This is a genomic window from Rhodoferax sp. GW821-FHT09E07 (assembly GCF_059416145.1).
Window position 1 is genome coordinate 120,959 of sequence record NZ_JBWKOP010000010.1, and the last position, 21,878, is coordinate 142,836.

Here is a 21,878-nt window from a genome sequence, read left to right on the forward strand (position 1 = left end):
CATGCGCACACACCCCTTTTACCGTCCGCAACCCACAGCACTGTGGCCCAGCGCACGCCGCCAGAGCGGCGCCACCTTGATCGAGGTCTTAGTATCGCTACTCATTTTTTCCCTGGGTGTGTTGGGCATGGTGGCCATGCAGGCCAAGTCCGTCGCCTATTCGGTGAATGCTGAAGACCGCTCCCGCGCGGCCGCCCTGGTGAACCAGCTGGTGGCAGACATGTGGCTAGAAGGTACCAACGCCCCCACCACACTCACTGCATGGAAGTCGCGCGTAAGTGACGCAACGGTTTCCGGCCTTCCCAATGGCTTGGGAGTAATCGCGTCCAGCACCACGTCGGGTATTACCACCACCACCATCACGGTCACTTGGCGCCCCCCATCCCAAACCAGCGACAGCACGTATTACAGCAAGGTGGTCATTCCGTGAAGCTCGCCCTCATCGCAACACGCCAGCGAGGCGTCACCTTGATTGAGTTGATGATAGGCATTCTGATTGGCGTCATCTTGTCCCTGGCCATGCTGTTGGTGATGAGAGATGCCGAGGGCCGCAAGCGCACCATCACTTCTACGAACGACCTGAACCAGGCCGGCAACTACACGTCCAACCTATTCAACCAATGGGTGCGCAATGCCGGCAACGGCTTCAGCCAGGCCGCACCCTACACCTTTGGCTGCCCCTTGAGGGCGCGCTATACCAGCGGCAGCACTGAAACCCAAATACTCCCGCGCCAAACCGCACTTCCCGCGCCATTCAACACAGTCGTCAGCACAGTTGGCAATTTGCGGTTGGCCCCCGTGCTCATTCTGCCCAGCCAAACCACCCCCGGCGTCAGTGGTTCGGGCTCCGACATGCTGATTGTTATGGGCGGCACCTCCAGCACGGGGGGCGCTGCTGCTGCGTTTTCAGACTACCCGGGCGCTGCGGTGATCAACGTGCCCAGCAACCAGGGCTTTCTGGCGAATGACATTGTGCTGGCCGCCACCCTCCAGCCCACCTCGGCAAACTACAACACCTCGGGCAGCACCGTGTCGTCGATCAACATGGCCGATTGCATCATCGAGCAGGTAAGTTCCACCTTAACCACCACCAACACCTTGCCCTTGGCGGGCGCCTACCACAGCACCAACAACTCGGTAGACGCGCTGCCCATCGAATCCAGCGTGATGTCGCTGGGCAATGTGGTGAGCAGCAATTCGCCGCAGTTTGTGGTCTTGGGCGTGGGAGACAACAATACCCTGTTCAGCTACGACCTGCTCAGCACCGCCACCACTAGCACAGCGCGCGCAGAAGGAGTTTTTGAAATGCACGCCCTTTATGGGGTGGACGCCAATTGCGACGGCACGATCAGCAGCGATGAATGGGTCACGCCGACGACCAGCCCCTACACCGTGGCGGAACTGATGACCGGATATGGGCAGGAACAAGTCAACTGGCCAGCCGATACCACAGCGCGCACGTCCTCATGCGCAACACTGACCACCGCCAACGACCATTTGCAGCGTATTTTGGCTGTCCGTATTGGCCTGATTTTGCGCACCAGCCGGCCAGAAAAAGATGCGGTAACCACCGGCAGTATCACCCTGTTCCCTGATCTGGCGACGACCAAGCAAACAACGCGAACCCTGAAAACGGATGCCCAAGACACCACGCGCCTGGAGCAGCACTACCGCTACCGCACCGTGGATATCAAGATACCGTTGCGCAACGCGCTGATCATCCTATGAACGCCCGCCGCCCACCTCCCAGCTCGCCACGCACACTGCGCACATCGCAATGCGGTGTAGTGATGGTGATGACACTGATTTGCTTGGTCCTCATGCTGGTAGCGGCAGTAGCACTCACTCGCTCGACTACCAACTCGTTGCTGCAAGCTGGCAATTACGCGTTCAAGCAAGACCTGCTCAACCAGGCAGAGCGCGGCTTTGCCAAGTCCATTTACGCATTGAGTAGTGGAGGTCTGGCCTCGGAATCCACACGCCAAGCGTCCGCGCTCAGTACGTATAACTACAGTGCAACGCGCTTGGACACCAATGACCAGGGCATTCCACTGGTTCTCATCAATGACACGACAGCTTCCACTGCAGGCATTGTGAGCAGCAATGACATCACCGACACGGATGCTCAAGTCACCATTCGCACAGTCATTGACCGCCAGTGCACATCTACAGGCGCTTTCAGCAATGCCACCTGCAGCATGCAAACCAGTACGCCCAACCTCAAGGGCACAGCACGCCTAAAGCAAATTCTGGCGGACGGCAAAGCCGTCTACCGCATCACCGTCCGCGTGGACGGGCCACGCAACACCCAAACCTTTCAACAAATGATGGTGTCGCCGCCCTAAGGGGCGGCACAGGAGTTTCTATGTCTGCTTTTATTCGTGTGATTCGCAATACCTTGTGCAAGGCCGCCATTCTTGTTCTTCCCGTGCTCGTGGGCCTGCACACCTCAGCTCAGGCTATCGATTTGGCGGACGTTCCCATGTTCTCCACGGTCCAAGTACCGGGCAATTTGGCTTTGGCCTTGTCGGTAGAGTACCCGACGGCACAGGCACCTGCCTATACCTCGGCGTACAGCGCGAGTTCGACCTATATGGGGTACTTCAACTCCTCGTTGTGCTATGCCTATAGTTACAATACTACGACGCCCGCTAGCAGCTACTTCTATCCTGCCGGCACCGCTACCAGCCACGTTTGCAGTGGCTACTGGAGTGGCAACTACATGAACTGGGCCTCTATGCATGCATTGGATGAATTCCGATCCATTATGACTGGCGGCTATCGCAGCACCGACGAAAACACGGCAACCAGCACCAGCAGCGTCAATCTGGACACGATATTGACCAAGACTTACGCGTCCACCAATGGCAGTATGTCTAGTAACACGCCAAACAAATCCATCCTCAGCAATGCAAGCACCATCAGCGGCGCGACGCCGCTGAGCTGGAGTTCTTTGTACACGCGGACGTGGGGTGAAGGGGTTCGTTTGCTCTTCACCAAAACGGGAAGTCTTAGTTCCGGCAGCACCATCACGGGAACGAATTATTACAGCGGCCTCACGCTGAGCGAGGGGACGGTTTATCAGGTCTACATTAACGTTGCCGTCTGCGTGAATGCCACCTATAAAGAAGACAACTGCACCCTGTATGGTTCTGCCTATAAGCCCGAGGGGTTGATGCAGGCCTATGCGCTCAAGCTACGGTACTCAGCCTTTGGCTACCTTTACGACTCGTCGGCCACACGTGACGGTGGTGTGTTGCGCGCACGCATGGCTTATATCGGCCCTTACCAACCGGTTCCGGGTTCAAGTGATGTGGCGAACAGCGCGCCCGAATACAGTGGCACCACCGGCAAGATGATGACCAACCCGGCGCCTACCGACGCCACGGCCACCTATACCGATTTCGGTGTGACGGTAAGCAACAGCGGGGTGATGAACTATCTGAACAAATTCGGGTACAACAGCACGGCATATAAGTCTTATGACCCCGTCAGCGAGCTGTATTACGCGACAATACGTTATTACAAAGGGCTGGCCAATGTCAGCAGCTATACATCAGGGACCACCGCCACTTCGGCAGACGGTTTCCCGGTCATCACGAACTGGACCAGCGCAGACCCTATTGTCTATTCCTGTCAGAAAAACTTCATCCTGGGAATAGGCGACGTCAATACCCACCGGGATGGCAATCTGTACGGAAGCTCACTAAGGACCGCCGAACCCACCATGCCAACCGAAGTCAGCTCGGATACATCGGTCAGTGTCACAACGGCAACAAATATGGTGGGGCAGTTGGAGGGGGGAGAAAGTAGCTTAGGCAGCAAATACGGCAAAACCGATTACAACACCTACTACATTGCGGGCTTGGCCTACGACGCGCACACCGTGGATATGCGTGCAACCACCAGCAGCACGAACTCCGACACCAATATGACGGGGAGCCAGACCGTGAGTACTTATTGGGTTGACGTGTTAGAGGGGGCGTCTTATCTGCGCAAAAATCAATATTGGCTGGCGGCCAAATATGGTGGATTCACGGTACCCAGTAACTTTTCTCCCTACGCAAGCAGCAATAGCACCAGCACGTTGTCGAATGCAACTTGGTATACCAATAGCGATACGTTCTCAACCTTTTCCTCAGGCGTAACGGCGTGGTCCAACAGTAATGTGTCTTTCACTTATGACACCTACGATAAACGACCAGACAACTACTTGTTCGGCAACACGCCTTCAACGATGAAGGCAAGCTTGACATCGGCATTTGCCAAGATCGACAGCGAATTGGGATCTGCCAACAGTTCCACGTATGCCATGGCATCGCCGAACGTCAATTCTGGGGATGCGGCCTACTCAGCAACTTACGACCCCACCACTTGGACGGGCAATATATTGGCAAGGCCTGTGGAATACAGCAGTGCGGGCGTTGCCACTTCCGTGGATACCAGGGGATGGAGCGGTCGGGACCTTTTGGAAGCGCGTAATCTGACCACTTCGCCCCGCTATATCGTCAGTTATTGCGACAGCGCTAGCACGCCTGCAGGTATTCAATTCACCAGCACGGCATTGGCCGCCTGCCCTACCACGGGGCGTCTCTACTACGCATCATTTGCCAGCATCACCGGCACCACATCGACCTCCAGCACGCCGCAGGCAGACTATGTGGACTACCTGCGCGGCAGCCGCACCAACGAATTGAGTTCCACCACTACGTCCACCAGCCGCATCTATCGCAAGCGCAGCTACCTCTTGGGCGATATTGCAGATTCCAAAGTGACGGCAGTAGGCGCCCCCAGCATGTCGTACTACGACATCTACAACCCCGGCTACAGCAGCTTCAAGCGCACCTATGCGAAACGCAGAACCGTAGTGTATGCAGGCGCCAACGATGGCATGCTCCATGCGTTCGATGGGACGCTGCCAGGCTACACCGCCGTAACAACTGCATCAACTGCAGTCACCGTGACAACCGACACGACCTGTTCGTTTTGTGGCCAAGAGCTGTTCGCATATGTCCCAAGCTTTGTCTACGGCACCTCCAGCACGGCGGCGACTACGGGCTTGGCCTCCTACGGGAGCCCGACCCGCTCGCACTACAACATGGTGGATGCCACGCCGTTGTCATTTGACCTAGATGTGAGCAACGTGTGCGAGGCCGGCACCTCTAGCAGCACCAGTGTGTGCTCCAAAGTAAGTACGACGCCAGACTGGCGCACCCTGTTGATTGGGGGCCTGGGCAAAGGGGGCAAAGGATTCTACGCCATTGACGTAACTAACCCCGGCACCCTGACTACCACCAGCACCACCGTCGCGGATACCAGTATCTCCACCAAGACAGTCACCAAGACAGTCACCACAGGAGACTGGACCAGCGAGAGTGCCGTGGCCGGCAAGATTTTGTGGGAATTTCCTGCAAGCACGGACACCACAACCATTGCACGCATGGGCTACAGCTACGGTGCCCCCACAGTGGTGAAAACCAAGAAATACGGCTGGGTGGTGATCTTCACCTCCGGCTATAACAACAGCGATGGCAAGGGTTACTTCTTCATTGTGAACCCCAGCACCGGGGCCTTGCTGGAAACCGTGGCCACCTCCACGGGGTCCACCAGCAGCCCCCTGAACTTGGCGCATGCCGATGCCTACATCTCCAACAAGGCAGACTTCACGGCCGACGCCATGTATGGCGGTGACCTACAGGGTAACCTGTGGCGGCTGGACTTGACCCCCACCACAGAAGCCTACAGCGCGCCCACCAAGCTGGCCACTCTGTACAAGACCTCGGGCACACCCCAGCCCGTCACCACGCGCCCACTGATAGAGATTCACCCTACCACGTCCAAGCGCTATGTGTTGGTAGGCACCGGGCGGTTGCTGGCGGACTCGGACACCTCCAGCACGGCCGTGCAGAGCGTCTACTCCATCTATGACGGTACCAGTGGTCACGGCGCGTTCCAGGCAGCGTCTGTCTATGAAACGCCGTTGACCCGTAGCGGCCTGGAGGCCAACACCAGCATGCTGAACGGCATTGGCAGCGCCCCCTCAGTAGCCACCGGCTGGTATTTTGATTTGTCGGTAGACAGCAGCAGCCCCTACTATGCCGAACGTATCAACGTTGACCCTGTAGCGTACAACGGCGTCGCAGCTTTTGGTGTGAACCTACCCAATGGCACGGTCTGCTCGCCCTCTGGGCAAGGCTATATCCTGGGCTTTGACATCTCCACCGGGAAAAGCGTGCTCCAGGACAGTGCTGGCAGTTACATTGCCAAGTCAAGCAACACCTCTGGCATCATTACTGAGCTGGCCATCCAAAACATTAACGGGAAAGTGCGCTTGATTGGCGGGGATGCGAGTGGCAGTACTGTCACCGTGCCCACAAGCCTATCGACCTCCTCCGGTGTGAAACGTTTAGGCTGGCGCAATATCGTAGGGCAGTAAGGTTTATGCAGCGGCAACGCCCCCCCTGGAAGCAGGGGGTGTTGCTGGCCGTAGTGGCGTCCGTCGCTGCGCATGGCGGTGCCTGGCTGGCATGGGAAGCATGGCAGCGCAGGCCCTCGGAGAATGCCGGCGCGGTTTCCCGAGTGGATCCGACTGGTGTGACGTTACGGCTGGTCTCACCATCCCCCACTATTCAGGCCAGGCCTAGCCCACAGGCAGTCATCAATAGGGCACCGGAGCTAGACTCGCCTTCTCCTCCTATAGCGGACACACTCGGTAGTCCTTCCCGGTTTATTCCAGCGGACCGATTGGACGGACCGGTAGTTCCAAAATCGTCCCCCGATACCGGCCGTCTGCGGGGTTTGTATTTTTCAGGACTGCCGATTCAGCTACGCATTTTGATTGACGAGACAGGTCAGGTGCAAGACGTGGTGGTACTCCAAAGCACCACCAGCGATATGCCCGCTGTGGAGCAGATCAAAACCATGTTCATGGACACGGCCTATATCCCCGGACTACTGCATGGCAAACCAGTCCCGACGCAAGTGGATCTGGAGCTGCGTGTTTCCGACCTCGAGTAGGTGCAGTACACATCCTGCATCTACACACGGCGTGTTCTACACCGAAATCCCCACGTTCAAAGTAGCAGCATAACCACTGCTGGTATTCCCGGTCATTGTTGCGAGCTGGGTAGAGTAGCCGTCGCTAAAGACATTGTCAGTTGCAAAGGACATAGCGGCCAGATTCGCGACGCTGGCGCTGTAACCCGAAGTGGCGTGCATGGCATTGCAAGTGGCGATGGGGAATGCAATCTGCGATGTCTTGATACCGTCACCAGCGGGCGTAGAGGTCGCCAAAGTCTCGCTAGCGTATATCTCAAAATGGATATGCGGCATGCGCCCCGAATAGCAGCCTGGAAAGATGGTTTGAAAAGTAACGCTGCCATTGCTATCGGTGACCTGCACGCCGCACAAATAGTTCTCTCCGGTGATGCCGGTGGAGTACATGGAGTGCAAACCGCTCTGCGTGCAATGCTACAGATAGATGGCATATCCCGCCAACGGCGCGCAACTGGCCCGACTGTTTTCCAGATTGAGTGTCACCTGCAAGCCCCCCCGTTGCGACCATGGAGCTGGAGACAATGCTGGAGGTAATGTCGCTACGCACAATGCCCGATAGCAGCCAGGCATTCACCAAAATGCCATTCAGAGAGTTGGTGCCATCTCCAGGATAAGGGCCATTGGTTTCCGACGCTATTACAGAACAGGCGCTGCTGGATGTGCTGCTACCACCACATCCACCGCCGCCCCCACACGCAGTCAAGGCCAGCGGTGCCATGACACCTGTACCCAGCCAGCGCAAAGCCTGACGACGACTTGCCATGTTTTCAGCCAGTACACGCATATCTTGAAAAAGTTGACCATCCACAGAATGTGCCTCCGGCGACATACATCTCTCTCAATGAAACAAGGCCCCAATATGGCAACCAATCTGGGAAGAATTTGGCAGCACATGTAAATGCACAGTAAAGAACCACCAGTGGCGCAACCCACTATCATCAGCACCTTTTGCATACTGAGCACGCGCACCGATGGCCGCCGATATGAACCCCGCCCAGCAAGAGGCTGTCAATTACCTGCACGGGCCCTGCCTGGTGCTGGCCGGGGCCGGTTCGGGCAAAACGCGCGTGATCACGCACAAGATTGGCCGCCTGATCCAGATGGGCCTGCCGGCGAACCGCATTGCCGCCATCACGTTTACCAACAAGGCCGCCGCAGAAATGCGCGAGCGCGCCAAACAGCTCATTGGCCGCGCCGCCAAGGACGTGCTGGTCTGCACCTTCCACGCACTGGGTGTGCGCATGCTGCGCGAAGACGGCTCCGTGCTGGGCCTGAAGGCGCAGTTCAGCATTCTGGACAGCGACGATGTGACCAGCATCCTGAAGGACGCGGGTGGCACCGTGGACGCCGCCACCGCGCGCCAATGGCAATGGACCATCAGCGCCTGGAAAGGCGCAGGGCTGACCGCTACCCAGGCGTTGGCCCAGGCCGCGGACGACAACGAACGCATCATCGCCACCGTCATGGGGCGCTACGAGGAGCGCCTGGTGGCCTACCAGAGCGTGGACTTTGACGACCTGATCAGCCTGCCGCTCAAACTGCTGCGCGACTACCCCGAGGTGCGAGAGCGCTGGCAGGCCAAGCTGGGCCATGTGCTGGTGGACGAGTACCAGGACACCAACGCCACGCAGTACGAGGTGCTGAAGTTGCTGGTGGGCGAGAAGGCGCGCTTTACCGCGGTGGGTGACGACGACCAGTCCATCTATGGCTGGCGCGGCGCCACGCTGGACAATCTCAAAAAATTGCCCGTGGACTTCCCCACGCTCAAGGTCATCAAGCTGGAGCAGAACTACCGCTCCACCAGCGCCATCCTGCGCGCGGCCAACAACGTGATTGGCCCCAACCCCAAGCTCTTCCCCAAGACGCTGTTCAGCGAGCTGGGCGAGGGCGAGCCGGTGCGCGTGGTGGATGCCGACAACGAAGAGCACGAGGCCGAGCGCGCCGTGGCCCGCATCCAGAGCCTGCGTGCCGAGGGCGTGGTGGACGCGCAGGGCAAGCAGTACAAGGAGTTCCGCGACTTTGCCGTGCTGTACCGCGCCAACCACCAAGCCAAGCCGTTTGAGAAGGCGCTGCGCAAGGCCAATATCCCCTACAAGGTGTCGGGCGGCCAAAGCTTTTTTGACCGTGCCGAGATCCGCGATCTGTGCGCCTGGTTTCGCCTGTGGAGCAACAACGATGACGACCCCGCGTTCCTGCGCGCGGTGACCACGCCCAAGCGCGGCATTGGCCACACCACCCTGGGTACGCTGGGCGTGTACGCCAGCCAGTACAAGCTGAGCCTGTTCGAGGCGCTGTTTTCCTCCTCACTGAGCGCTGCGCTCAGCACCAAGGCGCTGGGCAGCCTGCACGAGTTCGGCCGCTACATCAACGACCTGGAGTTCCGCGCCCGCCACACCGAAGGCGCCGAGGCGGCGGCCACCTTCATGGCCGAATGGCTCAAGGAAATTGGCTACGAGAAACACCTGTACGACGGCGAGGAGAGCGAGAAAGTAGCTTCCGCCAAGTGGACCAATGTGCTGGAGTTTTGCGACTGGATGGCCCAACGCTGCGGTGGGCAGATCGAAGATGTGGCCGGTGTCACCACGCGCGAAGTCAAGAGCCTGCTGGAGGTGGCGCAAACCATCGCCCTGCTCTCCACCATCAGTGAGCGCGAGAAAGACCAAAACGTCGTGACCCTGTCCACCCTGCACGCCTCCAAGGGGCTGGAGTGGCCGCATGTGATGCTGGTAGGGGTGACCGAGGGCATGCTGCCCTTCAAATTGGGCGTCGGTGCGGACACGCTGGGTGGATCCAGCATGGCCGACGAAGCTGCGAATGAAGACATGGCCACCCGCCTGCAGGAAGAGCGCCGCCTGATGTACGTGGGCATTACCCGGGCCCAGCGCAGCCTGGCCGTGAGCTGGACGCGCCGCCGCAAAAAAGGCCGCGAGATGGTGGCCGCCCTGCCCAGCCGTTTCATTGCCGAGATGGGCCTGGACCAAACCACCGTGAAAGAAGACCCGCGCGAAAAGCTGCGCGCCCTGCGCGCCGAATTCGCCGCAAAAGCCCAAGCCACCGCGACCGCTGCGGCGACCACTCCCCGATGACATTGCACACCCGAATCGCTACATTTTTCATAGCTGCTTGCGCAGTTTGCACGGGGGCTAGCGCCCAAAGTGACTCCGCATCATCGGCACTGACCACGCCGGCCACTGTGCCAGCCAACAGCGTTGGGGCACCACCCCAGAGCGACACCAGCTGCAAGAACCCGCGGGCCACGCCGCTGTCCCGCTTTTGGGAATTGGAGCCCTCCAGCGACTGTGGCACCTTCGGCTTGCGCGGCTACCGCCCCATCAGCCTGTCGGTGATCGGCTCGGACAGTGTCAATACCCAGCCCACATCACCCAGTGCGGGCCATACAGGCACGTACCAGCCCTACACCACCAGCGAGACGCGCATCCAGCTCTCGGTGCGCACCAAGGTCGCCCAGGGTCTGCTCACCGGTGGCGACCCGAACCGGCTGGATTCGCTGTGGTTTTCGTACAGCCAGCAGTCCTACTGGCAGCTGTTCAACAACGACCTGTCGCGCCCCTTCCGCGCTACCGACCATGAGCCGGAGCTCACCTACATCTTCCCGGTGGAGTCGGCCCTGCCCTCGGGTTGGCGTCTGCGTTACGGCGGCATCAGCCTGAACCACCAGAGCAACGGCCAAAGCCTGCCGCTCTCGCGCAGCTGGAATCGCGTGATCGCGCGTGCGGGGCTGGAACTGGGCAATACCGTGGCCGTGAATGCCAGCGTGTGGCAGCGATTGCCCGAAGACGCCGCCAGCGACGATAACCCCGACATCGCCGACCTGGTGGGCCGCGCCGAAGTGTCTGCGGCCTGGAACGTCAACCCCACCAACACGCTGGCGCTGACCGTGCGCCACTCCCTGCAGGCCGATGCCAATGGCTCGGTCCGCCTGGGCTGGTTCCACAAGATTGGCAGCGCCAGCGATACCGACCAGCGTGGCAGCCTGCGTTTTCACACCGAGCTGTTCAGCGGCTATGGGGATTCGTTGATGGACTACAACCGCCGGCGCACGGTGCTCAGCGTGGGGCTCACGCTGCTGGACTGGTAGCCGCCGTTAGCGGTGGCCGTTGATGCCGGTGCTGAAAGAGGCATCGGCAAAACCCAACCCACCGCCACTGTCGGCCGGGCCAAACTCAGCATCGTGCAGGTCGGCCAGCACCATCATCGCGTCAGCGGCTTCCTGGTTGAAGCCAATGCGTGCATTGCCCATGCCGTCGCCACCGTTCATGATCAGCTTGTTGATATAGACACTGCACTCCTTGTAGCCCCACAGGGTGCGGATGGTGTTGGCTATGCGGTGGTGGTGCATTTCCACGATGTCCAGCGCCACTGCTTTGCGCTGGGCAGGGGTAGCTTCCTCCAAACCCATGGGTACGGTAGGCGCATCCAACTCCGGGAAAGGCTGCGCTGCAGGGACATCACTGCGTACCTGGGGCACAGGTGGAGTGGGTGCCAAAGGCATGGCAGAGGAGATGGGAGGCAGGCTGCTAAAACGCGAGTCCTGCTCGGCAAGCGCGCTATCCCACAGGCTCCAGGCAGTGTCCGGATCGTCTTCGCGGACTTCCAGGCCACGCGAATCCGGGGCCTCCTGCTTGGGGTCCGGCGTGCCATCTTTGCCCCGAAACCTGCTGAACATGGGACTCCTTCTTGTTTTCGCCTGCATGTTACTCCAGCATGCAGGCCTTTGCCACATTATGGTTTGCCTCCCTGAAGGCACCCCTTGAATTGCGCGCAAGCGTACCGTGCGGCCCCACATGGGACAAGAGGCCAGTCGGACTATGAGAAATTCAGCATGAGGGTGTGCTGGCGCACAGCACAAAGAAAAAGCGGCTTCCCTTTGCAGAGAAGCCGCTTTCGCGTTTTGGTGGCCTGGGGCGGAATCGAACCACCGACACAAGGATTTTCAATCCTCTGCTCTACCGACTGAGCTACCGGGCCTGAGCCTTGAATTATAGCATTGATTTAAACGCCATTTCGCTTCCCGCGCGTCAAGTCCACCCCCAGTTGTTTGAGCTTGCGGTACAGGTGAGTACGTTCCAGCCCGGTCTTTTCAGCCACACGGGTCATGGACCCGTTTTCCTTGGCCAGGTGGTATTCGAAATAGGCTTTCTCAAACTCGTCACGGGCTTCGCGCAGCGGTTTGTCGAGTTCAAAATTTTGCTGCGCCTGAGGGCCCGCATCCAGCTTCTCGGCGGCCAGGACAGCGACTGATTCCTGTGCGACCGCTGCGGCAACCGATGCCAGGGGCAAAGGGGCGGTTTTGCGCAAGTTGCCACGGGAGAGGCCTTGCTCCACTGCCTTGAGCAGCTTCTGCAACGTGACAGGTTTTTCCAGAAACGCCAGCGCACCAATCTTGGTGGCCTCGACAGCCGTGTCGATGGTGGCATGGCCACTCATCATGATCACGGGCATGGTCAACGCACCGGTGGTGGACCATTCCTTGAGTAGCGTTACACCATCGGTATCGGGCATCCAGATATCGAGCAGCACCAGGTCCGGACGTTCACGCAGCCGCGCCGCCCGCGCTTGGGCAGCGTTCTCCGCGAGTTCGACGGTGTGGCCTTCGTCATTGAGAATTTCCCAAAGCAATTCACGAATGCCGTGCTCGTCGTCTACTACCAGTATGTTTGCCATGTTGTCTGCGCAGTCCCTTTGATGCCTGTGTACCGCACTCAAACTTGTGCGCTGTGGTCTGTCGCCAATGATAACGACACTTGCGCCCCAACGACCACGCCGTCCACGGTGCGGTTGCCAATGTCAATGCGGGAACCATGCTCGTCGGCAATTTTTTTGACCACCGCGAGACCCAGGCCCGTGCCGCGGGCCTTGGTCGTGACATAGGGCTCAAAGGCCCGCTTGAGAATGTTCTCCGGAAAGCCGCTGCCCTGGTCCTGCACGATGAGGCGTACCCGTCCCGAAGCCTCTTGCCATTGTGTCTTCACGGTCACGCTGCGGGCGGCATCCGGCATCGCAGCCACGGCGGCCTCTGATGCGTCCTGCGCGTTTTGCAACAAATTGTGAATCACTTGGCGCAGCTGTTCGGCATCGCCCCGCACGGGCGGGCACCGTGCATCCAGTTCGGTAGTGATGGGAACCTTGGTTGCGTCGACTTCATAGAGCTGCAGCACGTCTTTCACCAGCGCATTCAGGTCCAGCGGTTTGAGCTCCGCAGCAGGCAGTCGGGCATAGTCGCGAAACTCGTTCACCAGCCGCTTCATGGCATCCACCTGGTCCACGATGGTCTTGACCGACTTGGTGAGAATGGCCTGCTCTCCGGCTTCCAGTTTGCCGCTGAGTTTCATCTCCAGCCGCTCGGCGGAGAGCTGGATGGGGGTCAGCGGATTCTTGATTTCGTGTGCCAACCGACGGGCCACCTCGCCCCAGGCCTGCGCGCGCTGGGCCGACACAATTTCGGAAATGTCATCAAACACCAGCAGGCGCAAATCGCCAGGTAGCTCGGCACCCCGGGCCACCAATGTGACGGCCCGGTCAAACGGACTTTGCACGGGCGCCCCACTACCCGCCAGCTCAAAGGACTGCTGCCAATGGTCCAGTCCGTGCTCCACCTGCCGTGCCAAAAACTCCACAAACTGCTGCTGGACCGCTATGCCAAAAGGCTCTAGGCCGGGCACATCCGAAAGCGGACGCCCCTGATAGGCGGCCAGCGGTTGTTGCAGGATGCGTGTGGCACCGGGGTTGGAGGAACGGATGGAGCCATCGGGCCCCAACACCACGACACCCGACGTCAGGTTGTCCAGAATAGTTTGCAGGTTCGCGCGCGCAGCATCCACTTGTGACATGCTGCTTTCCACCGCCTGGCGCGCGTCGGCCAACTGCTGGGTCATGGAAGCAAACGCACGTGTAAGCCCCCCCAACTCATCCTTGCCTTGCATGACCAGCTTGGGCGTCAAGTCACCCGCGGCCACCTGGCTCACACCTTCGGTGAGCAACAACAGCGGGCGGGCAATCTGGTTGCCCAGCACCACCGCCAACAGCACCGCACCAAACACCGCCAAGAACAGACTAAGCGTGAGGGTGCCGATGTACATGCGCTTGAGCCCGGTACGTGCCAGTGCTCGTTCCTGGTATTCGCGATTAGCGCTATCTACCGCCAGCGCGTTGGCCACCAGATTGGGCGGCAAGGCGCGTGACACCAACATGTAGCGGGTTTCGGCGTTCAACCCGAGTGCAGCACTGGAGATGGGCACCAGCGCTTTGATGTGTGCATTGCTCAGCGTGCCAGGCACGGCGTCCTCCAGGCCCTCAATCCAGGCCAGCGAACGCTCTTGCCGTGCCATACGGAACTGGCTGGTCGTAGGCTTGTCCGGACTCAATTGGAATTTGGACTGGCCAACACTCGCAATGAGGTTGCCGCCCCCTCCCCAGACCGTGATGTCGGAAGCGCCAAGCTGGTCGAGCAGGCGTTCAATCACAATCCCGGTAGCCCCATCGCTGCTGTCTGACAGTTGAACTGCCGCAGCTCGTGACTTGGTGGCTAGGTCATTGGACAACGTGTCCAAGGTAACGCGACCCAGGCTCAAGCCCGCTTCCAACGCCCCCTCGACTTTGACGTCAAACCAGGTTTCGATGGAGCGTGAAACAAACTGATACGACACCACATAAATTAGCAACCCAGGCATGACACCTACCAGCGCAAAAATGGTGGCCAGCTTGACCAACAAGCGGCTACCAAAGCGCCCCTGGCGCAGACGCACCATCAACCGGTAGCCAACCCAAGCAATGCCTGCGCCCAGCATCACCGCCACAACCACATTGATGGCAAACAGCCGCGCGTAGTTGCGCTCGTACAGCTCCCGGTTGTTGGTGGCCTGCGTCAGCAAGTACAGCAGCAACATGCCAATGACAACCATCAGAGCGGCACCCAAAGTTACCGTTCGGCGCACCGCGCGCGAGGTGTGGCCCGGAGCCACCGGGGCCTTGGCGCCTTCCTGAGATGTCATTTGGGCGCCTCGGGCGCCAGAATCACGAACCGGGCCAGCGCAATATCCCATTCAGACTGGCCCAGCGCGCCAATTTGAAAAGGCCGGGGGAGCTGCCCCAAGTCCAGGCGAAAACGGAACTCCAGGCGATAGCGCAAATTGAGATCCAGATCCGCGGTATTGATCACTTTCCATCGGGAGATGCGCTTGATGGCAGACAACGCCTGCTGCAAAGTGTCATAACTTTGGTTCAAGGTCAATCCCAGGCCACTGGCGGCGCCCGGTCCACTGCTCACGTTAAGTCGCCAGTGGCGCGTGAGCGGCTGAAATGCCAGACGGAATTGACGCGTAGCACTGCCGATCGATTTGTCAGACCAATACCAGCGCTCCTTGAACACCTCGGCGTCTGCCACAAACACCATGGGAATTCCTTTGAGCAAGGCTTCTTCCACAGCATTGGACAGATCAAATTGCAACTGGGCAGAAACAGTTACCTCTTCGACGCCACGCTCCACCTCGAACTGCGACAAATCGGCGGTCCCTTGCGCCATCGCCAAGCGAATAAAACCGGCCAGCCCAACGAACGCCAACCAGCGTACCGCCTTGTTAAACAGTACGCTTTTCAAAGAGCGCGTAGAAAAAGCCGTCGTGGTCACCCAACGGATTGTCGGGGACAACACCGCTCGCCCCTTCAATTTGCGGCAGCAAATGTCCGGGAGATGGAAGCAAGCGGGCCTCGGTGTTGTTTGCAAGAAACGCTTGCACCTGCCCCTGGCCTTCGGCCATGAAAAGAGAGCAAGTGCAATACAACAAACGTCCACCCGGGCGCAACAGAGGCCACAGCGCCCGAAGAATGCCCTGCTGAATTGCAGCAAGCTGGTCCACATCGGAGGCGCGGCGCAACCAACGGATATCTGGATGGCGCCGAACAATGCCGGAAGCCGTGCAAGGTGCATCCAGCAGAATAAGGTCGAAGGGCTTTCCGTCCCACCAGGTGTCCGGTTGACTCGCATCTGCTGTGACCACGTGTGGCGCCAAGCCCAGGCGCTGGGCATTGCTTTGGATACGCTGGGCTCGCCTTGCATCGACCTCCAGCGCGATCACCTCCGCATCGGCCAGCTCCAGCAGGTGCCCTGTTTTCCCACCCGGCGCAGCACAGGCATCCAGGATACGCCACGGACCGGAGGCCGCATACCCATCCAGCAGCAACGGGGCCGCCACTTGGGCCGCAGCATCTTGTACCGACACCACGCCCTGCATAAAGCCCGGTACGGTCTGCACAGAGGCCGCCTGCCCCAACTCCACAATGTGGCCGCTGCGATGAATACCACGAAGCCCTGCTTGCTCCAGCAGAGGCAAATAGGCCGCGACCGAAGTTCGACGGGAATTAAGTCGCAGTGTCATGGGGGCGTGCCGATTGGCAGCTGACAGCAGCTGCATCCATTGCGCAGGGCGCTCTGCCTTCAGGCGGGCAATCCACCAAGCAGGGTGATTCCACACGGCCACTGGGTCTTTTTGCGTGGCCGCCACTAACACATCCTTTTCGCGCAGAAATCGGCGCAGACAGGCATTCATGAAATTGGCCTGCGCTTTGGTCTCCTGCTGGCGCTTGGCGGCCTCAACAGCTTGGTTGACCAACGTAAAAGCGTCATAGGGCGCGTGCAAATCATCCCACGCCAGTGCCAGCGCAACACACAACAAGGCATCCGCAGCTGGAGGCGGTTTCTTGCTCGCCAACAAACTGGACAGGGCCTGGGCGCGCCCCAAATTGCGCCAAACCTGAAAGGCAAGTGCCTGAACACCGGAGCGCAACTCTGCGTCCACTGCATCCATTGCGACAGTGCCGGAAGTACCGCCACGCACGGCCAGTACGACCCGGGCTGTGGCTTGCAATTGGCGCCACAGCGCCGGAGATTGATTGGGTTCTGACATGCTGACCTAGAGTTGCCCCGCGGGAAGAAATCCCATGGCGCCCGCAACAACGCTGGCGGGGAATTGATGGATTGCCTCGTTGTAGCGGCTGAGGATCTGGTTCAGCCCGCCCCGCGCACTGTGCACCTTGAGCACGCTGGCATCCCAGTCCGCGCGCAGATCGGGCGGCACGCTGGGTCCGGCAAGGTCGGCGGGAACATCACTGGCAGCGTGCCATTGCGCCTGAACAACGTCCCAGGCCGCTGCGAGGGGAGTCAGTGCGGTGGTGGCCAACGGGTTAGGACGCGGCAGCTTCCAGGCCGCATCTAGCGCCTGGATAGCCCTCGATAGGGCCTCCCATTCTGGCGGCAAACTGGCATCCACAGCGGTGGCTTCGGATAAGAAGGTGTTGACCACGGTGGCGCATGTACGCATGTGTTTTTCCAGCACTTGGAGTACATCCATTCCGCGCGCACGCAAACGCATCAACCGGTTGTATAACCCCACACTCCAAAAAACCAATGCGGCCAGCAATAGCCAAAGCAATAGCGACGCATTCATGCCTGACCTTCCTTACAACTCTGGGTGGACCCTACCATGGAACATGCAACCGCCCCATAAAAAACGCCCCAAGCTGCTTACACAGACTTGGGGCGTTATAGCCGCTAGGGCACTGCGCGATTACTCGGCAGCAGCGCCTTCATTCGACGGGTACTCACCCGCGACATCCGCACCACCTGCAAGCTCGGCCGCTTCAGCTTCCGCAATGGCGCGACGCTCGGCATCGTCCATGGTCTCACGCACCTTGCGGGCTTCGTGGTAAGCCAAGCCAGTACCTGCAGGGATCAGACGACCCACGATCACGTTTTCCTTCAGGCCGCGAAGCTCGTCGCGCTTGCCCATGATGGCAGCTTCGGTCAGCACACGCGTAGTTTCCTGGAAGGACGCGGCGGAGATGAAACTGTCGGTGGACAAGGAGGCTTTGGTAATACCCAGCAACAGGTTGGTATAGGTCGCCGGAATCTTGCCTTCGGCACGCAGAGCGTCGTTGGTGTTGAGCATCTCGGAGCGCTCGACCTGTTCACCGTTGATGTAGCCGGAGTCACCCGCAGCTTCCACCACCACACGGCGCAGCATCTGACGAACAATCACTTCGATGTGCTTGTCGTTGATCTTCACGCCTTGCAAACGGTACACGTCCTGCACTTCGTCCACGATGTAGCGGGCCAGCTCTTCGGAACCCAGCAGGCGCAAAATGTCTTGCGGATCGGCCGGACCGTCCACCACGGACTCACCCTTGTTGACCACTTGGCCTTCGTGGACCAAGATGTTCTTTTCCTTGGGCACAAGCTCTTCCCAGACCTTGCCCTCAGGATCGGTGATCTGCAAGCGGACCTTGCCCTTGGTTTCCTTGCCGAACGACACCGTACCGGTCACTTCGGCCAGCACACCCTTGTCCTTGGGCGAACGTGCCTCAAACAGCTCAGCCACGCGTGGCAGACCGCCGGTAATGTCTCGGGTCTTTTGACCTTCGATCGGGATACGGGCCAGCACTTCGCCAGGCCCCACGTCCTGGCCGTCACGCACTTGCACCAGCGCGCCCACCGGGAAACCAATGGTCACCGAATGGTCGGTGCCAGGAATCTTCACTTCGTGGCCGGACGCGTCGATCAGCTTGACCTGGGGACGCACGACCTTGGCAGCGCCGCGGCGCTTGGGGTCGATCACCACCAGGGTGGACAAACCGGTCACTTCATCTACCTGCTTCGCCACGGTCAGACCTTCTTCGACGTTCTCGAAGTGAGCCCTACCAGCGAACTCGGTAATGATGGGGCGAGTCAATGGATCCCAGTTAGCCAAAATTGCGCCAGCCTTGATGGTCTGGTCAGCCTTGACTGTCAACACGGCGCCGTAAGGCACCTTGTGGCGTTCCCGCTCACGGCCATGCTCGTCATGAATGATGATTTCGCCAGAGCGCGCAATCACCACCAACTCAGACTTGCTGTTGGTCACATAACGCATGGTGGCGTTGAAGCCAATCACACCGTTGGACTTGGCCTCCACACTGGAAGCGATGGCAGCGCGGGATGCCGCACCACCGATGTGGAAGGTACGCATGGTCAGCTGGGTACCGGGTTCACCGATGGATTGCGCAGCGATCACACCAACGGCTTCGCCGCCATTGATCAGCCCGCCACGACCCAAGTCGCGTCCATAGCACTTCGCGCAAATACCAAAGCGGGTTTCGCAAGTGAGCGCGGTGCGCACCTTCACTTCATCCACCCCTGCTGCTTCGAGCTCTTCGATCAGGTCTTCGTCCAGCATCGTACCGGCGGATGCCAGCACTGCGCGATTCTCTGGATGCAAGACATCATCAGCTGCAGTACGACCCAGAATGCGGTCACGCAACGACTCGATGGTTTCACCGCCTTCGACGATGGCGCGCATCAGATAACCATTGTGTGTTCCGCAGTCTTGCTCGGTCACAACCAAGTCTTGCGTCACGTCGACCAAACGGCGAGTCAGGTAACCGGAGTTGGCCGTCTTCAAGGCCGTATCAGCCAGCCCCTTACGGGCACCGTGGGTGGAGATGAAGTACTCCAGCACGTTCAGACCTTCGCGGAAGTTCGCGGTAATGGGCGTCTCGATGATGGAGCCATCAGGCTTGGCCATCAGACCCCGCATACCAGCCACCTGGCGAATTTGAGCGGCAGAACCGCGCGCACCAGAGTCGGCCATCATGTAGATGGAGTTAAAGGACTCTTGCTGCACTTGCTTGCCATGGCGGTCGGTGACCGTTTCCTTGGACAGCTTGGCCATCATGACCTTGGACACTTCGTCACCCGATTTGCCCCAGATGTCCACCACCTTGTTGTAGCGCTCACCAGCGGTCACCAAGCCGGAGACGTATTGCTGCTCGATCTCTTTGACTTCCTTTTGGGCGCGGCCAATGATGTCGTGCTTCTCAGTCGGCACCAACATGTCGTCGATACAGATCGAGATACCAGCTTTGGTCGCCAGACGGAAGCCGCTTTGCAACAGCTTGTCGGCGAACACCACAGTCTCTTTCAATCCGCACTTGCGGAACGAAACGTTGATGAGTTTGGAGATCTCCTTCTTCTTCAACGCCTTGTTAATGTTGGAGAAAGGCAAACCCTTGGGCAGGATTTCGGACAGCAGAGCACGGCCGGCCGTGGTTTCCCACAGCTTGGTGGAGGGCTCGAACTCGCCGGTTTCCTTGTTCTTTGTCCACTCGGTCAGGCGCACATTGATACGTGCGTTGAGTTCGACTTCGCCCGCGTCAAAGGCGCGTTGCACTTCACCGGTGTCGGAGAAGATCAAGCCTTCGCCCTTGCCATTGATGCGGTCGCGAGTCGTGTAGTACAGGCCCAACACCACGTCTTGCGAAGGAACGATAGAAGGCTCGCCGTTGGCAGGGAACAGCACGTTGTTGGAGGCCAGCATCAGTGTGCGAGCTTCCATTTGTGCTTCCACCGACAAGGGCACGTGAACGGCCATCTGGTCACCGTCGAAGTCGGCGTTGAAGGCCGCGCAAACGAGCGGGTGCAGCTGGATGGCTTTGCCCTCGATCAGGATGGGTTCAAAGGCCTGAATACCCAAACGGTGCAGCGTGGGCGCACGGTTCAGCATCACGGGGTGCTCTTTGATGACCTCTTCCAGGATGTCCCACACCACCGGCGTACCGGATTCGACTTCCTTCTTGGCAGCCTTGATGGTGGTTGCAATACCCATGGCTTCCAGACGCGCGAAGATGAATGGCTTGAACAGTTCCAAGGCCATCAGTTTCGGCAGACCGCACTGGTGCAACTTGAGCGTTGGGCCCACGGTAATCACGGAACGACCGGAGTAATCCACGCGCTTGCCCAGCAAGTTCTGGCGGAAACGGCCAGATTTGCCCTTGATCATGTCGGCCAGGGACTTCAGTGCGCGCTTGTTGGCGCCGGTCATGGCCTTGCCACGGCGGCCGTTGTCCAGCAGGCTGTCCACGGCTTCTTGCAGCATGCGCTTTTCGTTGCGCGCAATGATTTCCGGTGCCTTCAGTTCCAGCAAACGGCGCAGACGGCTGTTGCGGTTGATGACGCGGCGGTACAGATCGTTCAGATCGGAGGTCGCAAAGCGACCGCCGTCCAGCGGCACCAGCGGACGCAGGTCCGGCGGCAGCACGGGCAGCACGTCGAGCACCATCCACTCGGGCTTGATGCCGGACTTCTTGAAGGCTTCCAAGACTTTCAGGCGCTTGGCGTTCTTCTTGATCTTGAGCTCGGAGCCGGTCAGGTCGTTGCGCAGCTTCTCGATGGAACCTTCGATGTCGATGGATTCCAGCAAGTCCTTGATACCTTCGGCGCCCATCTTGGCGGTGAACTCGTCACCGTATTCCTTGAACTTGGCGTCGTAGTCGTCTTCCGACATGATGCTGTACTTCTTCAGCGGAGTCATGCCGGGGTCGGTGACTACATATGCTTCAAAGTACAACACGCGCTCGATGTCACGCAGGGTCATGTCCAGCACCAGGCCCAGACGGCTGGGCAGGGACTTCAGGAACCAGATGTGCGCGCAAGGAGCTGCCAGATCGATGTGACCCATGCGTTCACGGCGAACCTTGGTCTGTGTGACTTCAACGCCGCACTTTTCGCAGATCACACCGCGGTGCTTCAGACGCTTGTACTTGCCGCACAGACATTCGTAGTCCTTGATAGGTCCGAAAATTTTGGCGCAGAACAGGCCATCGCGTTCGGGCTTGAAAGTGCGGTAGTTGATGGTTTCGGGTTTCTTGACTTCACCGAAAGACCACGAACGGATCTTCTCGGGCGAAGCCATGCCGATCTTGATGGCATCGAAATGCTCATCGGGGGTGAACTGCTTGAACAGGTCGAGTAAAGATTTCATGTGACTCTTTCC

The 21,878-nt window shown here is 59.2% G+C and carries 15 protein-coding genes and 1 tRNA gene; 7 read left to right on the top strand and 9 right to left on the bottom strand.

Translation table 11 applies throughout. The features are described 5' to 3' along the window. The first annotated feature begins 1 nt into the window (after position 1). The 5 genes from AC07OE_RS19260 (at position 2) to AC07OE_RS19280 (ending at position 7,017) form a co-directional block, all read left to right on the top strand. On the top strand, positions 2 to 430 hold the full coding sequence (locus tag AC07OE_RS19260; protein WP_495072177.1) for a type IV pilus modification PilV family protein: 429 nt from the start codon (positions 2 to 4) through the stop codon (positions 428 to 430). Beyond that, positions 427 to 1,728, top strand: coding sequence for a PilW family protein (locus AC07OE_RS19265; RefSeq protein WP_495072178.1), 1,302 nt, complete (start codon positions 427 to 429; stop codon positions 1,726 to 1,728). Before AC07OE_RS19260 ends, AC07OE_RS19265 begins: the two co-directional genes overlap by 4 nt. A 68-nt stretch (positions 1,729 to 1,796) precedes the next feature. Beyond that, a complete protein-coding gene (locus AC07OE_RS19270) occupies positions 1,797 to 2,345 on the top strand; it encodes a pilus assembly PilX family protein (RefSeq protein ID WP_495072179.1) in 549 nt (182 codons plus the stop codon). A 20-nt stretch (positions 2,346 to 2,365) separates the two neighbouring features. Then, the gene (locus tag AC07OE_RS19275) at positions 2,366 to 6,436 is read left to right on the top strand and encodes a pilus assembly protein (protein ID WP_495072180.1); all 4,071 of its coding nucleotides are present in this window, start codon (positions 2,366 to 2,368) and stop codon (positions 6,434 to 6,436) included. Between the two features lie 398 nt (positions 6,437 to 6,834). Continuing rightward, positions 6,835 to 7,017: an energy transducer TonB gene (locus tag AC07OE_RS19280; protein ID WP_495072181.1), complete on the top strand. Its 183-nt coding sequence runs from the start codon at positions 6,835 to 6,837 to the stop codon at positions 7,015 to 7,017. Between the two features lie 36 nt (positions 7,018 to 7,053). Here AC07OE_RS19280 and AC07OE_RS19285 read toward each other — a convergent pair whose 3' ends face one another. Next, positions 7,054 to 7,443, bottom strand: coding sequence for a peptidase associated/transthyretin-like domain-containing protein (locus AC07OE_RS19285; protein ID WP_495072182.1), 390 nt, complete (start codon positions 7,441 to 7,443; stop codon positions 7,054 to 7,056). A 584-nt stretch (positions 7,444 to 8,027) separates the two neighbouring features. Between AC07OE_RS19285 and AC07OE_RS19290 the strand changes: the two genes are divergently transcribed. Then, positions 8,028 to 10,142: an ATP-dependent helicase gene (locus AC07OE_RS19290; protein WP_495072183.1), complete on the top strand. Its 2,115-nt coding sequence runs from the start codon at positions 8,028 to 8,030 to the stop codon at positions 10,140 to 10,142. Positions 10,143 to 10,249: 107 nt separating this feature from the next. After that, positions 10,250 to 11,155, top strand: a complete 906-nt coding sequence (locus AC07OE_RS19295; protein ID WP_495072184.1) for a phospholipase A — start codon at positions 10,250 to 10,252, stop codon at positions 11,153 to 11,155. A 6-nt stretch (positions 11,156 to 11,161) separates the two neighbouring features. On the opposite strand, the gene AC07OE_RS19300 is transcribed toward AC07OE_RS19295, so the two are convergent. The 8 genes from AC07OE_RS19300 to rpoC all read right to left on the bottom strand — a co-directional run bounded on the left by AC07OE_RS19300 (position 11,162) and on the right by rpoC (position 21,866). Beyond that, positions 11,162 to 11,743, bottom strand: coding sequence for a hypothetical protein (locus tag AC07OE_RS19300; RefSeq protein ID WP_495072185.1), 582 nt, complete (start codon positions 11,741 to 11,743; stop codon positions 11,162 to 11,164). Between the two features lie 226 nt (positions 11,744 to 11,969). Next, positions 11,970 to 12,045 (bottom strand) — tRNA-Phe (locus AC07OE_RS19305). A 24-nt stretch (positions 12,046 to 12,069) separates the two neighbouring features. Continuing rightward, positions 12,070 to 12,741: a response regulator gene (locus AC07OE_RS19310; RefSeq protein WP_495072186.1), complete on the bottom strand. Its 672-nt coding sequence runs from the start codon at positions 12,739 to 12,741 to the stop codon at positions 12,070 to 12,072. 38 nt (positions 12,742 to 12,779) lie between these two features. Continuing rightward, positions 12,780 to 15,068, bottom strand: coding sequence for a sensor histidine kinase (locus AC07OE_RS19315; protein WP_495072187.1), 2,289 nt, complete (start codon positions 15,066 to 15,068; stop codon positions 12,780 to 12,782). Beyond that, positions 15,065 to 15,673, bottom strand: coding sequence for a DUF4390 domain-containing protein (locus AC07OE_RS19320; RefSeq protein WP_495072188.1), 609 nt, complete (start codon positions 15,671 to 15,673; stop codon positions 15,065 to 15,067). The genes AC07OE_RS19315 and AC07OE_RS19320 overlap by 4 nt, the downstream gene beginning before the upstream one ends. After that, positions 15,654 to 16,979 carry a 16S rRNA (cytosine(967)-C(5))-methyltransferase RsmB gene (gene rsmB, locus AC07OE_RS19325; RefSeq protein ID WP_495072189.1) on the bottom strand — a complete coding sequence of 442 codons (1,326 nt, stop codon included), beginning with the start codon at positions 16,977 to 16,979 and terminating at the stop codon, positions 15,654 to 15,656. The genes AC07OE_RS19320 and rsmB overlap by 20 nt, the downstream gene beginning before the upstream one ends. A gap of 6 nt (positions 16,980 to 16,985) precedes the next feature. After that, the gene (locus AC07OE_RS19330; RefSeq protein WP_495072190.1) at positions 16,986 to 17,393 is read right to left on the bottom strand and encodes a hypothetical protein; all 408 of its coding nucleotides are present in this window, start codon (positions 17,391 to 17,393) and stop codon (positions 16,986 to 16,988) included. Positions 17,394 to 17,639: 246 nt separating this feature from the next. Further along, a complete protein-coding gene (gene rpoC, locus AC07OE_RS19335; RefSeq protein ID WP_495072191.1) occupies positions 17,640 to 21,866 on the bottom strand; it encodes a DNA-directed RNA polymerase subunit beta' in 4,227 nt (1,408 codons plus the stop codon). Positions 21,867 to 21,878 lie beyond the last annotated feature (12 nt).